Here is a 14528-nt window from a genome sequence, read left to right as displayed (position 1 = left end):
ATTGACGAAGGATTTTTTTCGCCAGGCCACGCATATGTACAACAACGAACGAGGCGCTCCTGCACGCCCCGCCGCTTCTACCAAATCACACCCAGTTACGCCTGATCCAGTTCGAACGCCTTATGCAGCGCGCGCACTGCGAGCTCCATATACTTCTCGTCGATCAGCACCGAAATCTTGATTTCGGACGTCGAGATCATCTGGATGTTGATGCCCTCTTCCGACAGCGTGCGGAACATCGTGCTCGCGATGCCCACATGCGAACGCATGCCCACGCCGACCACCGAAACCTTCGACACCTTCGGATCGCCCAGCACCTGCTCGGCCTGCACGTGACCCTTCACCTGGTTCGTGAGAATGTCCATCGCGCGCTGATAATCGCCGCGGCCCACCGTGAACGTGAACGCCGTTTTGCCTTCGACGCTCTGGTTCTGGATGATCATGTCGACGTCGATATTCGCGTCCGCCACCGGGCCGAGAATCTGATACGCGATGCCCGGCTTGTCGGGCACACCCATCACCGCGATGCGAGCTTCGTCGCGCTGGAACGCGATGCCCGAGATGACTGCTTTTTCCATGGTCTCGTCTTCTTCAAAAGTAATCAGGGTGCCCGACTTCATTTCAGCGTCGAGCGGGATGAGCGGATCGGTCAGGCTCGACAGCACGCGCGTCTTCACCTGATATTTGCCGGCGAATTCCACCGAACGGATCTGCAGCACCTTCGAACCCAGGCTTGCCATTTCCAGCATTTCTTCGAACGTCACGCGATCGAGCCGGCGAGCCTCTTCGACCACGCGCGGGTCGGTGGTATAGACACCGTCGACGTCCGTGTAAATCAGGCACTCGTCGGCCTTCAACGCAGCCGCGACCGCGACCGCCGACGTGTCCGAACCGCCGCGGCCAAGCGTCGTGATGTTGCCGTCCGGGTCGATGCCCTGGAAGCCCGTGATCACGACCACCTTGCCCGCGTCGAGATCGCGCAGCACGCGCTCGCCGTCGATGTCGCTAATGCGCGCTTTCGTGAACGCGCTATCCGTTTTGACCGGCACTTGCCAGCCCGCGTAGCTCACCGCGTCGACGCCGGCTTCCTGCAGCGCGATGGCGAGCAGCCCTGAGCTGACCTGCTCGCCGGTCGCGGCGATCATGTCGAGTTCGCGCGGGCTCGGCTGGCTCGTGATCTCTTTCGCGAGGCCGAGCAAGCGGTTGGTTTCGCCGGACATTGCCGACGGCACGACGACCATCTTGTGGCCGGCCTTTTGCCATTTCGCGACGCGCTTGGCGACGTTCTTGATGCGCTCGACCGAGCCCATCGAAGTGCCGCCGTATTTATGTACGATGAGTGCCATTGTCGTTCTGAACTGAAGGAGAAACCGCGCTGGCGCGCTCGCGACGACCGCACAAAAGCACACGGGCGCAACGTCTTGTGAACGGCGGCGGAGTGTATGGCGGCGTAGATGCAGCGCGCGTGCAGCACGCGCGGATTTGCCCGTGATTGATCGCTAATGGCTTACCGGAAAACTCGGATCACGATCGGAAAACCGACAAAAGCGAGGGCAAAAGCGGGTCGGGCAAACAAGTTAACGTACCCGATCAGAGGCAAAAAGACAAGCCGCGAAGGCCGTGGCGACGCGTGCCGCGGCGCTTGCGCGGCGTTCCGTAATGCATATTCGCGCTTTAGCTCGCGCTCAGAATCGCGCCCTATTTGGACGACAACCCGTTCGATGAAGCCAGTGCCCGACCGGCCGGTCAGGCGATCAGCAAGTCCTCGCGCCAGACGATTCGCACGCGCGCTTCGTCGGGCGCTACGTCAGCGTGCAACGCCGCGTGGTTCACGCCGAGCAACGGGACGAACAGCAGTTCGTCGCCGAGAAAAAGCAGCGGCACTTCGCGCTTCCACGCGGGAATGCCGTGCTCCTGGAACAGGTTCTTCAGCGTTCGACTACGCGCGCCCGGCGCGTCGCTCGCGCGCATGCGTTCGCCGCCGCTGCGCGAACGCGCGCGCAGTGGTGCGTGTTGCAGCAGGCTCATCGGAATGGTGTCGTTGAGCGCGGCGTTAATGGCATTGCTGGCATCCGCCGCGTTCACCGCTAAAGCGTCAACCGCTTCAAACACAAACGTCCCGCGCCATTGCGGCAAGCGCCACGTCGCTTGTCCCTGCCACACCAACTCGCTGACCTCGCGCGCCGCAAGCGAAGTTTCGTCGGCAGGATCGCTGCTGTCGCCCGCTTCCCAATACACCAGCCCGCGATAGCTGCGCAGCGCATGACCCGCATGATCGACGCGCAGACGATGCCCGTCACCGCCCTCGCCCACTTCGCGTAGTTGCCGCAGCGCATCGCCAAGACGCGCGCTCGACGCCGCGATGAAGCCCTGCGAGCGCATCCAGTAACGCATCAGATTGAGCGCGCGGTCGTCATCGAGTGCGATGAGCGCGTCATGCGAGAGCGCGTGCCCGTCGTCGCGCGAGACGGCGTCGAGGTCGATGCGCGCAAGCTCATCGAGCAAGCGCTGCGCCGACGCCGCATGCGACGCCGTGCGCGCGAGCGCGTCGCGGAAACCGGGGAAGTGAACGGCCAACGCGGGCGTGACCTGGTGGCGCAGCGCGTTGCGCGCATAGCGCGTGTCCGCATTCGATTCGTCGTCGATCCAGCGCAGTTCGTGCGCACTCGCATAGCGTTCGATCTGTGCGCGCAGCAGATGAAGCAACGGCCGCACGCGCGCCGCCGCGGCGCCCGCAGGCGAAAACTCCGGCGCCATCGCCGCGAGGCCCGCGAGGCCCGCGCCGCGCAACAGTTGTAGCAGCACGGTCTCCGCCTGATCGTCCGCGTGTTGCGCGAGCCATAACCAGCCAATGCCGTGTGCCGCGCACAGTGCGTCCAGCGCGCGATAACGCGCATCGCGCGCCGCGGCCTCCACGCTCACGCCGGCATCGCGCGAAACGTCGACGTAACGCACGACGAACTCGACCTCGCGTTCGCGCGCGAACGCCTCGCAATGCGCGAGCCACGCATCGGCGTTCGGACTCAGGCCGTGATGCACATGAAACGCGATGCAACGCGACGAGCCGGCGACACGCACGGCCGCGTCCAGCAGCACGCTCGAATCGACGCCGCCGCTAAACGCAACGGCAACGCGCGCGCTCGCGGGCAGCGCGGCAAACGCAACGCGGACCGCCTCGAGAACGAGGCGGTCCGCAGGCGATTCGGCAGTGGGAGTCATGTCGCTAGCGCGGTTGCATTAGTCATGCGTCGCGCCGATGGACGAAAGAAAACGCGCGGGCTCAAACGCCCGGCGTCGTTTCCTTGAACTTGCCGTACGACATCAAACGTTCGAAACGGCGTTCGCGCAAGTCGTTGATGCTCATGCCCTGGAACTGACGCAGCGAATCGGCGAGCGCACGGCGCAGCATCGCCGCCATGCCCTTCGGATCGCGATGCGCGCCGCCGAGCGGCTCGTTGACGATCTTGTCGATCAGACCCAGCGCCTTCAGACGATGCGCGGTGAGACCGAGCGCTTCGGCGGCTTCCGGCGCCTTGGCCGCGCTTTTCCACAGAATCGACGCGCAGCCTTCCGGTGAAATCACCGAATAGGTCGAGAATTGCAGCATCAACACGCTGTCGCCGACCGCGATAGCCAACGCGCCGCCCGAACCGCCCTCGCCGATGATCGTCGCGATCAGCGGCGTCTTCAGTTCGGCCATCACGTACAGATTGCGGCCGATTGCTTCCGACTGCCCGCGTTCTTCCGCGCCGATGCCAGGATAGGCGCCGGGCGTGTCGATGAACGTGAAGATCGGCAGGCTGAATTTTTCGGCGAGACGCATCAGACGCTCGGCCTTGCGATAGCCTTCCGGACGCGGCATGCCGAAGTTGCGCAGCGCGCGCTCTTTCGTGTCGCGGCCCTTCTGATGGCCGATCACCATGCAGGCCTGGCCATTGAAACGCGCGAGGCCGCCGACGATCGACAGGTCGTCCGCATAGTGGCGGTCGCCGTGCAACTCGTGGAAATCGGTGAAGAGTTCGTTCACGTAGTCAAACGTGTACGGGCGCTGCGGATGACGGGCGATTTGCGAAACCTGCCACGGCGTGAGGTTCGCGTACAGATCTTTCGTGAGCTGCTGGCTTTTCTTGGACAGCCGCTCGATCTCTTCCGAAATATCGACGGCCGAATCGTCCTGCACGAAGCGCAATTCTTCGATCTTCGCTTCGAGTTCAGCGATCGGCTGTTCGAAATCCAGAAAGGTGGTCTTCATTGGTTTTAATCCTTGGACTTACCGGCAGCGCGTATTCTAACCGCGCTCGCCGATGTCAAAACCACTTCGCAACTATCAAAATCTAACAATTGATAGTTTCGCCAAGCGGCATTGCTTCTTCTGCTTTCAGTAGTCGACCGGCAACGGGTCCAGACTACGCCACATATACCAGGTGGCGACGGTGCGCCACGGCTCCCAGTTCGCCGCGACCTCGCGCGCTTCGCTGCGCGTGACCGGTTCGCCGCTAAAGTAATTCACGCTGATGGCGCGGATCAGACCGAGATCGTCGAGCGGCAGCACATCGGGACGCGACAGGTTGAAGATCAGGAACATCTCCGCGGTCCAGCGGCCGATGCCGCGAATCTGCGTGAGTTCGGCGATCACCGCCTCGTCTTCCATGGACCGCCACTTGCCGACGTGCAATGCACCCGACACGAAATGCTGCGCGAGGTCGAGCACATACTCCGCCTTGCGCCTCGACAAGCCGCATGCCGTGAGCTTTTCCTGACCCAGCTTGATGAACTGCTGCGGCACGAGCTTCGGACAAGCCGCCGCGACCTTGGCCCAGACGGCCTGCGCGGACGCCACCGAAATCTGCTGACCGACCACCGAGCGCGCGAGCGTGACGAACGGATCGCCGCGGCTTAATAGATGCACCGGACCGAACTTCGGAATCAGCTTCTTCAGAATGCGGTCGCGTTTGACGAGGTCGGCGCACGCCTTGTCCCAGTAGTCCGGACGCGTGACTTCGGGCGCAAGCCCGGCGATCTGCACCGGCACCGCGACCTCGCTTGCGCTCGCCGCTTCGCCGCCCGCCGAAGACGACGCGCGCGTCTTGCGCACGATCTCGCCTTCCTGGTTCTCTCGCGTTTTCGCGACGCGCGCGAGCTCCTGCACGTCGCCCGCAAGTTCGGCCGGCAACGCGCCGTTCGCGCTACTCGGCTTCGCACGCGATGCCTTCGCGGACGACGCCTTCGTGCGCCGCGTGGCGGACGAAAGCGACGACGCCGCGGACGAACCCACATGCGCAGGCGCGGACGCGCCGTTCAACGCGCGCTTGACCGCCGTCTTCTTCGAGGCGCCCGCGGCGGTTTTTGCCGCCGCTCCCGCGCCTTTCGACGTTGCTGCCTTCACCGCGCCGCTTGCCGTGCGCGCCGACGTTCGAGTCGACTTGGGCGCGGCTGCCGCGTTTGTTTGAGACGTGGCTCGTTTAGCCGGCGTCTTCGTGGCCGTTGCCATCCTGCCTCCTGCCTGGCGAGTCGTTCAGAGGGAAGTACGAGGTGCGCTCACACGCGCCGCCACTCGGTTAGCCCGCCGGGTTTGTCTTCAAGTGCAACGCCGGCCTCGAGCAATTCCGCCCGGATCCGGTCTGCTGCTGCATAGTCCTTCGCCTGCTTGGCGGCCACGCGCTCGGCGATCTTCGCTTCGATCGCGGCGGGTTCCAGCGCGCCTTTTACCGCGGCGCCCGCTGCCTGCTGCAGGTATGCACGCGGCTCGCGCCCGAGCAGCCCGAGCACCGCGCCGAGCGAGCGCAGTTGACGGGCCAGCGCGGGGTCGCGCGTGCGGTTCACTTCAGTTGCCAGCTCGAACAACACCGACACCGCAACCGGCGTGTTGAAGTCGTCGTTCATGGCTGCCTGGAAACGCTGCGCATGCGCTTCGTTCCAGTCGAGCGCGGCGCCGTCCGGCGTCACGTCTTTCAGCGCCGTGTAAAGGCGGCCGAGGGCGTTGCGGGCGTCGTCGATATGCACGTCGCTGTAGTTCAGCGGCGAACGATAGTGCGCGCGTGCGATGAAAAAACGCACGACCTCGGCATCGTACTGCGCCAATACCTCGCGAATCGTAAAGAAATTATTCAACGACTTCGACATCTTCTCATTGTCGATCTGTACGTAGCCGTTGTGCATCCAGTAATTCACGAACGTTTGACCGGTCGCAGCTTCGCTTTGCGCGATTTCGTTTTCGTGGTGCGGAAACTGCAGGTCCTGTCCGCCGCCATGAATGTCGAAACGTTCGCCGAGCAGCGCGCACCCCATAGCCGAGCATTCGATATGCCAACCAGGACGGCCGCGGCCATACTTCGAGTCCCAGCCCGTGTCGGCGGGTTCGCCCTCTTTTGACTGCTTCCACAACACGAAGTCGAGCGGATCTTCTTTCGCGTCGTTCGCGGCGACGCGCTCGCCCGCACGCAGATCCTCGAGCGACTTGCCGGAGAGCTTGCCGTAGCCCGCGAACTTGCGCACCGCGTAGTTCACGTCGCCGTCGCTCGCCTGATACGCGTAGCCGTTCGCCTCGAGCGTCTCGATCATGCCGAGCATCTGCGGAATGAAGTCGGTGGCGCGCGGCTCGATGTCGGGACGCGCGATGCCGAGCGCGTCCGCATCTTCATGCAACGCATTGATGAAGCGATCGGTCAGCGACTTGATCGTCTCGCCGTTTTCGACGGCGCGGCGAATGATCTTGTCGTCGATGTCCGTGATGTTGCGCACGTACGTGACCTGGTAGCCGAGCGTGCGCAGCCACCGCTGCACGATGTCGAACACGACCATGACACGCGCATGACCGACGTGACAATAGTCGTACACCGTCATCCCGCAGACGTACATCCGCACGACGCCTGCTTGCAGGGGCACGAAAGTTTGCTTGTCACGCGCGAGCGTGTTGTAGATGCGCAGTGATTCCATAGAGAACGGTGCGTGGGCCGAAAGAAATCCGCAATGTGTTTCGTGCGTGCCGCCCCCGAACACGACGGCGGGGACGAATTGTTGCCGACTGTTGCCTATTGCCTGTTACCTGTTCGGACGGGCTCTGATCAGACTTCTTGATGACCAGACTATTGCCCGACGTGAAACACGCACAGCGGCGACTGTTGAAACACGCACAGCAGCAAACCGGTGCACCTGGTGCGGCGGTCAGACTGCTATCAAGGCGGAGACGACCACGAGTGGCGAAAAGACAGCCGGCGGTTCGACGGAACGCGCAGACCTTTTGTTAGAATGGCTCGGAGTATAACACCCAGACCCGAGCCTATGAAACCTTCCAGCGGCCGCGCGCGCAGCGCTGCGACCCTCGCCGCGACGGCGTTTGGCGGCCTTGCCGGCACCCTTGTTCGCGCCTCTATTCGCGGCCCTGTTCGCGCCCCGCTCCGCGCCTCTGTTGGCGCTTCGGTGCGTGGCTCAGTGCACGGCGCTGGCGGCAAGTTCGCGCGCGCCGTCACGCTGCGCGTCGCCGTGGCCGTCGCGCTCGGCATGCTGCCGGGCGCCGCCGCCTTCGCGCAGAAAACGCCTACCATGCCGCAAGGGCCCGCCGTGCGCGACAACACGCCGGAGATCGACGCGTCCATCGCGCAAAAGGACTGGCAAGCCTCGCTGACGCAACTCGATGCGCGCATCGCGTCGAATCCGCGTGACGCGCAGGCGAAGTTCAAGCGCGCCACCGTGCTCGCGCATCTGAACCGCGACGACGAAGCGATCACCGCGTTCACCGAACTCACGCAGTTGTATCCGGAGTTGCCCGAGCCGTACAACAACCTCGCCGCGCTCTACGCCAAGCACGGCCGCTATGCGGAAGCACGCGCGGCGCTCGAAACCGCGACCAAGGTCAACCCCGGTTACGGTCTCGCTTACGAGAACCTGGGCGACCTCTATCTGCGCATGGCCAACGAAGCGTATCGCCGCGCGCAAAGCCTCGGCAAGGCGAACGCCACGACCACGCAGCGCATCGCCGACATCCAGAAAATCGTATCGCCGCCGAAGACCGCGAAAGCGCCGAAACGGGCCGCGGCCGCGCCGCAGGAATACACGCCCGGCTCCACCGCGAACATGACGCAAACGCCGAGCTTCCAGTACGGCGGGCCCAACGGCTCGCTCGCCATGCCGCCTTACATGGCACCCTCGCAATAAGGCCGCCGTCGCGGTCATACGTTTTTTCCAACCCTGAGGATTTTCATGAAATGGTTGATGTTGGCGCTCGGCAGCGCCGCCCTGATCGCGAACGCACCCGCGTTCGCCCAGTCCGGTTCGCAAGCCGCGCATCCGTCCGTCCTCCTCAAGACGTCGGAAGGCGATATTCGCGTCGAGTTGTATCCTGAGAAAGCGCCCAAAACGGTCGCCAACTTTCTCGACTATGTGAAGTCCGGCCAGTACAGCGGCACGATTTTTCATCGCGTGATTCGCGGCTTCATGATCCAGGGCGGCGGCTACACGCAGAGCTTCGCGGAGAAGCCCACGCGCGCGCCGATTCCGCTCGAAAGCCGTAACGGTCTGAAGAACACGATGGGCACGCTCGCGATGGCGCGCACCAGCGACCCGAACTCCGCGACCGCGCAATTCTTCATCAACACGGTGGACAACGCGGGCCTCGACTATCCGAATCCGGACGGCAACGGCTATGCGGTGTTCGGCAAGGTCACGAGCGGCATGGACGTCGTGAAGAAGATCGAAGCCGCGCCGACCACCACGCGCGGTCCGATGGGCGACGTGCCGCAAAAGCCGATCGTGATCGAATCGGCTGCCGTGGTCGGCGGCAAGTAACGGAACAACCCAGAGCAACACGGAACAACACTGAACATCGCGCACGCGTAGAAGCGTCGAACTCACGCCCCGCGCGGCCCGCCGTCAAACGCATCGACGCGCACAGATTGCACAGCGCACGACGGCTCGCCGCGTCTTTTCCACCCACCCCGTTCATCAAAGGATTCCATCATGGTTGAACTGCATACGAACCACGGCGTCATCAAACTGGAACTGGACGCCGAGAAAGCGCCGAAGTCGGTTGAGAACTTCCTCAACTACGTGAAGGCCGGCCACTACGACAACACGGTGTTTCACCGCGTGATCGACGGCTTCATGATTCAGGGCGGCGGCTTCGAACCCGGCATGAAGCAGAAGCCGACGGCCGAGCCGATCAACAACGAAGCGAACAACGGTCTGAAGAACGTGAACGGCTCGATCGCGATGGCTCGCACGAACGACCCGCATTCGGCAACCGCGCAATTTTTCATCAACGTGAACGACAACGACTTCCTGAACCACTCGTCGCCGACGCCGCAAGGCTGGGGCTATGCGGTGTTCGGCAAGGTGGTCGAAGGCATGGACATCGTCGAGAAGATCAAGAAGGTCAAGACGGGTTCGAAGGGCTTTCATCAGGACGTGCCGGTCGACGACGTCGTGATCGAAAAAGCCGTGGTCGTCGACTGATTGCGGACGCGCCTTAACTAGAAAAACTGCGATACAGGCACCTTCAATGCTGCAAGAAAAGCCGCTGCGAAGCGTCGCCGCGGGCGTGCCTGGCGAGGGCAAACGCCCGCACGCCGCACGCCCGTTTTTGTTCCTCTCCGACATTCATTTGAGCGAGGCGATCCCGCGCACGGTCGCCGCGTTCGAACACTTCATTCGCGTCAACGCCGACCAGGCCGACTCGGTCTTTATTCTCGGCGATCTGTTCGAGTACTGGATCGGCGACGACATGCTCGCCGAGCCGTTCGTCGCGCGGATGGCCGCGCTGTTGCACACGCTGACCGAGCGCGGCATTGCGCTTTACATCATGCACGGCAATCGCGACTTTCTGCTCGGCAAGCGTTTCATGAAAGCGGCCGGCGCGATCTGGCTGCCCGACCCGTTCGTGATCACCGCATTCGGCACGCGCATTGCGGTCGCGCATGGCGACCGTCTGTGCACCGCGGATCGCGGTTATCAACTGTTTCGCGGATTCGCGCGCAACCGCCTTGCGCAGATGCTGTTTCTCGCGTCGCCCTTTTCGTGGCGTCAGGCGCTCGCGGAAAACATGCGGGCGAAGAGCGAGGGCGGCCGCATGCGTCCCGTTTCGCTCAAATACGACGTGACGCCCAAAGGCGTCGCCGCGTTGTTCAAGTGGTCGAAAGCGGCGACGATGATTCACGGGCACACGCACCGCCCCGCGCGTCATCGCGAGCCAGGCGGCATACGCTGGGTGCTGCCCGACTGGGATCTCGATCATGGCGAGCGACGCGGCGGTTATTTGCGCGTCGATTCGGAAGGGATTCGGGCGTTACCGCTCGATTGAGAGTGGTGGTGAGAGGTGGTGCGTTGCGCGGCGTGATGAGGTGGCGTTTCACCCGCGGCGTGACGAGGCGATGCGCCGCCACGGCGGCATGAAAAGGTCGTGTCTCACGCGTAGCAGCGAGACCACGCTGCGCCCCGCCTCCGGCCGCATGATGATGTGCTGCGCCGCCGACGGTGGCATGAAGAGGCGGCGCCGCGCTCACGGCTCCGCGCATCTTCGAGCCTTCAACGCGCGGCCACCGTCCCCTCCACCTTGCCCGCGATCGCCGCGGACAAACGGCGCAAATCGAGCAGCGCGGCATCGGCGCCTTGCAGGCCTTCCAGGCTCGTGCCCAGATGCTCGAGCGCCACGACGATTTCATCGATGCGCTTCGCTTGCGTCGCGGCATGATCGATCAGCCCGTGGATGGCGAGCGACACAGGATCGTCTGCATTCGGCGTGATGCCGTACGCGCAAAAATCGCTGCGCCTGGCGGCTAGCTTGCCGCGTTCATCCTCACGCGTTACGCCATTCGACGCAGCAGCGCCGTTCGCCGTGGCATCCGACGCTACACTCGCGCGGCCATTGACCGGCATGCCAACAGCGGCAGCCTTCGCCACGACAGATGCAGCAGCAGCCGCCGCCGGCACGATGATTCGCGCCGGATTGCCGACCGCGGTCCCGCCGGCGGGCACAGGCTTCGTCACCACCGCATTCGATCCGATCTTCGCGTCCGCGCCGATCGTGAACCCGCCGAGCACCTTCGCGCCCGCGCCCACGATCACGCCGCGCTCCAGCGTCGGATGCCGTTTCGCGCCGCGTGTAAGCGACGTGCCGCCGAGCGTGACGCCCTGATAGATCGTGCAATCGTCGCCGATCTGCGCGGTCTCGCCGATCACCACGCCCATGCCGTGATCGATGAAGACTCGCCGTCCAACCGTCGCACCCGGATGGATCTCGATGCCCGTCATGAAGCGCGCCATCTGCGAAACGAAACGCGCGAGCCAACGGCGCCGCGCACGCCAGCACGCATGCGCGAACCGGTGCAGCACCAGCGCGTGCAAGCCCGGATAACACGTGAGCACTTCCCAGGCACTGCGGGCGGCGGGATCGCGCTCGCGGATCGTGGCAATGTCTTCGCGAAGTCTCGTGAACATGGCAGGGACTATGTTATGTGGGGGAAGCCGCGCGCGAAACGTCATGCGCGCGTGCGCGGCTGCCGCATAGCAGATCGGCAGCTTTGCTTAGAAGGTTTCGAGGATTGTAGGACGGTTCGCGCAAACCTGCCGCAAGTCCATGTAGCGCAAAAGGTCGTCGTGCTAGTCGGTGGCCGCCAGCACGGCCGCTGATTGCTTGCTCATTGGCCGCTCATTGCTCGCTTATTGCTCGCTTATTGCTCGCTCATTGCTCGCTCATTGGCCCTTCATTCCCCGCGCCGCGCGCTAGCGTGCGCTGTCGTCCTTGCGGCCGGTTTTCAGCAGGATGTGCTTCGCAATCCCGCGCACGATGTTCACCTCCTCGCGCTCGAGGCCCGAACGCGCGAAGAGCCGCCGCAAGCGCGACATCAGCTTCTTCGGATTCGCGGGATCGAGAAACTCGAGTGCGACGAGCGCGCTTTCGAGATGCGCAAACATGCTTTCGATTTCATCGCTCGCGGCACGCGGACCTGCAGGCTCGGCCGATGCAGCGGCGCCGGTCGATGCAGCCGATGCAGCCGATGCAGCCGACCCAGTCGACGCTTGCGGCGCGCGGCTCGCCGATGCGTTGGCCTCCGCACCGCTCGTCAGATAGATCATGCGCAACTCATACGCGAGGACCTGCACGGCCTGAGCGAGATTCAGGGAACTGTAGGCGGGATTCGCGGGAATATGCGCAAGCGCGCTGCATCGCTCGACGTCTTCATTCGACAAGCCCGTGCGCTCGTTGCCGAACACGAGCGCGATCTCGCCGTGCAACGCCTCGTCGCGTGCGAGGCTTGCGGCTGCGCGAGGCGTCCATTGCGGCGGGCCGTACTCGCGCTGCCGCGCGGTCAATGCGATCGACCAGTGCACGCCGGAGAGCGCATCGGCAAGCGTCGGCACGACGTGCGCGGAGGCGAGCACGTCATCGGCGCCGCTTGCCATCGCTATCGCCTCCGAATCGCTCTGCACGTGCGGCACGCGCGGGGAAACCAGCACGAGCCGCGAGAAACCCATGGTTTTCAGCGCGCGCGCCGCGGCTCCGACGTTGCCCGGATGGCTCGGCTCGACGAGCACGAAACGCGTCGACGTGAAGCCGCCGCGCAAGTCCGCCACGGCGGGATCGGAAGAATGGTGGGTATGGTCCACGATGAAAGCCTGCGAGTCGGAGAACGCGTATGGTAGCGCCAACGCGCGAAGCCGCCGAACGGCGTGTGTGTGGGCGGGGGGGATTCAGGCTGCAAATGCGTCGTCAAGCGCGGCTGGAAGGCTGCGCGCCGGCGCGTGGGCAAGCGCGGTTGCAAGCAGTTCGAACGCGTCGCCGAGTGCGTGTGCAAGCGCGGCTGCGCGCCCGTGAGCGAGCGCCGCCGCAAGCAGTTGGAGCGCGTCTCCGAGCAAGTGCACGAGCGGCTGGGAGCGCTGTGCAAGCGCGGTTGCAAGCCGCTCAAGCGCGTCTCCAAGCGCGGGTTCGAGCGCGGCTGGAAGACCGTGCGCGAGCAGCTCACGCGCGCGCGAAACCGCGGCTCAAGCCCGTGCGCAAGCGGGTTGCAAGAGGCTCGAGCGCGTCTCCGACCGCCTCTTCAACATCACATTCAAATCCGCATGCAAGCGCCCACGCACGCCCACCAGCGCCCTCCCCAACCCGAACCCTGCCGCGCCTGGCAGACTCGGGTAAAATACCGGAATTCGCGTCCGGCCTGCGCCACGCCGATCTGCATACCGCACCAGTTCAAAGCAGTGCACGCAGTCAGGCAGAGCTATCAGCCAGAACCCGGCGCCTCGTTCTTATTCAATTCGTCTCCGTTGGCGGAATGCGCGCCGGTCCTGTACCGGGTGAGCGTTCCGTGCTGTTTCCGCGCCTCATCGAGGGCGCCCATTAGCGCGCGCGTCGCGCTTATTTACCGGCAAGCAGCCGTGCTGCCCCGGCACAAGGATCCGTCCATGCATCCCATGCTCAACATCGCTGTGAAGGCCGCGCGCCGCGCAGCCCAGATCATCAACCGCGCGTCGCTCGATCTCGATCTGATCCAGGTCAGCAAGAAACAGCACAATGATTTCGTCACGGAGATCGACAAAGCGTCCGAAGCCGCGATCATCGACACGCTGAAGACCGCTTATCCCGATCACGCGATCCTCGCCGAAGAATCCGGCAAGTCGGACAACGAGTCCGAGTACCAGTGGATCATCGATCCGCTCGACGGCACCACCAATTTCATTCACGGCTTTCCGTACTACTGCGTGTCGATTGCGCTGGCCCACAAGGGCATCGTGACGCAGGCCGTCGTGTACGACCCGACCCGCAATGACCTCTTCACCGCCTCGCGCGGCCGCGGCGCGTTCCTGAACGACCGCCGCATTCGCGTCGGAAGGCGCGATCGTCTCGCCGACGGCCTGATCGGCACCGGCTTCCCGTTCCGCGAAACCGACGGTCTCGAAGCATATGGCCGCCAGTTCGCCGAAATGACGCAAGCCTGCGCGGGCCTGCGCCGTCCGGGCGCGGCCGCGCTCGATCTGGCGAACGTGGCCGCGGGCCGCATGGACGGCTTCTTCGAGCAAGGCCTGAACCCGTGGGACGTCGCCGCGGGCAGCCTGCTGATCACCGAAGCCGGCGGCCTGGTGGGCAACTACACCGGCGACTCGGACTTCCTGCACGTGGGCGAAGTCGTCGCCGGCAATCCGAAGATTTACGCGCAGATGGTGCCGATCCTCTCGCGTTACAGCCGCACGCGTCAGCAAGCGGCATGAGTTGCGCGGCGGGCTGGCGGGTCGATCCGCAGCCCGACTGTAGCGGGCGCATGCGCGAGCTGTTGCTGAGTGAGGAGTGCATGAGTTTCGCGGCACGCGCTTCCGCGGCGTAGCGTCTGAAGCTCCAGTCCACAACAGCGCAACGAGTAGCGCGGCACTGCGCGCCTGCAATCACAACAAACACTCGACACAAGCGGCTTCGGCCGCTTTTTCATTAGCGCGCCTGCATCGTGCGAGCGTTCGTGCTACAAAGCGGGAAGCCGCGCCGGCCCTACGCTTTTCGCCGGCTGCATTCCGCGTCCCACGCTGCGCCCGCCTGCGCGTTGTGTGCG

General features: G+C 64.2%; 12 protein-coding genes. 5 read left to right on the top strand and 7 right to left on the bottom strand.

Features of this window, described 5'->3' with window-relative positions; all coding sequences use genetic code 11:
• Positions 1-95 precede the first annotated feature (95 nt).
• The 5 genes from C8K18_RS02805 to cysS form a co-directional block, all read right to left on the bottom strand.
• Complete coding sequence (locus C8K18_RS02805; RefSeq protein WP_006051483.1) at positions 96-1346, bottom strand: aspartate kinase; 1251 nt, start codon at positions 1344-1346, stop codon at positions 96-98.
• A 400-nt stretch (positions 1347-1746) separates the two neighbouring features.
• Complete coding sequence (gene tilS / locus C8K18_RS02800; RefSeq protein WP_107706582.1) at positions 1747-3219, bottom strand: tRNA lysidine(34) synthetase TilS; 1473 nt, start codon at positions 3217-3219, stop codon at positions 1747-1749.
• 61 nt (positions 3220-3280) lie between these two features.
• Entirely contained in the window at positions 3281-4252 is a 972-nt protein-coding gene (locus tag C8K18_RS02795) for an acetyl-CoA carboxylase carboxyltransferase subunit alpha (RefSeq protein ID WP_006051481.1), read from the bottom strand.
• Between the two features lie 126 nt (positions 4253-4378).
• The gene (locus C8K18_RS02790) at positions 4379-5491 is read right to left on the bottom strand and encodes a DNA-3-methyladenine glycosylase (protein ID WP_107706581.1); all 1113 of its coding nucleotides are present in this window, start codon (positions 5489-5491) and stop codon (positions 4379-4381) included.
• 47 nt (positions 5492-5538) lie between these two features.
• Positions 5539-6936 (bottom strand): cysteine--tRNA ligase, encoded by a 1398-nt coding sequence (gene cysS / locus C8K18_RS02785; protein WP_107706580.1) that lies wholly within the window; start codon positions 6934-6936, stop codon positions 5539-5541.
• Positions 6937-7281: 345 nt separating this feature from the next.
• Here cysS and C8K18_RS02780 point away from each other — a divergent pair, with 345 nt between their 5' ends.
• From C8K18_RS02780 to C8K18_RS02765, 4 genes are all read left to right on the top strand, one after another.
• Positions 7282-8154, top strand: a complete 873-nt coding sequence (locus C8K18_RS02780) for a tetratricopeptide repeat protein (protein ID WP_107706579.1) — start codon at positions 7282-7284, stop codon at positions 8152-8154.
• Positions 8155-8199: 45 nt separating this feature from the next.
• Positions 8200-8784, top strand: coding sequence for a peptidylprolyl isomerase (locus C8K18_RS02775; RefSeq protein ID WP_029970740.1), 585 nt, complete (start codon positions 8200-8202; stop codon positions 8782-8784).
• 171 nt (positions 8785-8955) lie between these two features.
• Entirely contained in the window at positions 8956-9450 is a 495-nt protein-coding gene (locus tag C8K18_RS02770) for a peptidylprolyl isomerase (protein ID WP_006051475.1), read from the top strand.
• 46 nt (positions 9451-9496) lie between these two features.
• Positions 9497-10294, top strand: a complete 798-nt coding sequence (locus C8K18_RS02765) for a UDP-2,3-diacylglucosamine diphosphatase (RefSeq protein ID WP_006051474.1) — start codon at positions 9497-9499, stop codon at positions 10292-10294.
• A 224-nt stretch (positions 10295-10518) separates the two neighbouring features.
• On the opposite strand, the gene cysE is transcribed toward C8K18_RS02765, so the two are convergent.
• Together cysE and C8K18_RS02755 are read right to left on the bottom strand one after the other, a co-directional pair.
• Positions 10519-11430: a serine O-acetyltransferase gene (gene cysE / locus C8K18_RS02760; RefSeq protein WP_107706578.1), complete on the bottom strand. Its 912-nt coding sequence runs from the start codon at positions 11428-11430 to the stop codon at positions 10519-10521.
• Positions 11431-11715: 285 nt separating this feature from the next.
• On the bottom strand, positions 11716-12600 hold the full coding sequence (locus C8K18_RS02755; protein WP_107706803.1) for an RNA methyltransferase: 885 nt from the start codon (positions 12598-12600) through the stop codon (positions 11716-11718).
• Between the two features lie 792 nt (positions 12601-13392).
• On the opposite strand from C8K18_RS02755, the gene C8K18_RS02750 reads away from it, so the two are divergent.
• Positions 13393-14196 (top strand): inositol monophosphatase family protein, encoded by an 804-nt coding sequence (locus C8K18_RS02750; protein WP_029970735.1) that lies wholly within the window; start codon positions 13393-13395, stop codon positions 14194-14196.
• Positions 14197-14528: the final 332 nt, after the last annotated feature.

Origin of the sequence: Paraburkholderia sp. GV068 (genome assembly GCF_003058125.1) — a bacterium.
GTDB classification, from domain to species: Bacteria; Pseudomonadota; Gammaproteobacteria; order Burkholderiales; family Burkholderiaceae; genus Paraburkholderia; species Paraburkholderia graminis.
Note: the sequence above shows the minus strand (reverse complement) of the source record. Positions and strands in the feature narration are given on the sequence as shown.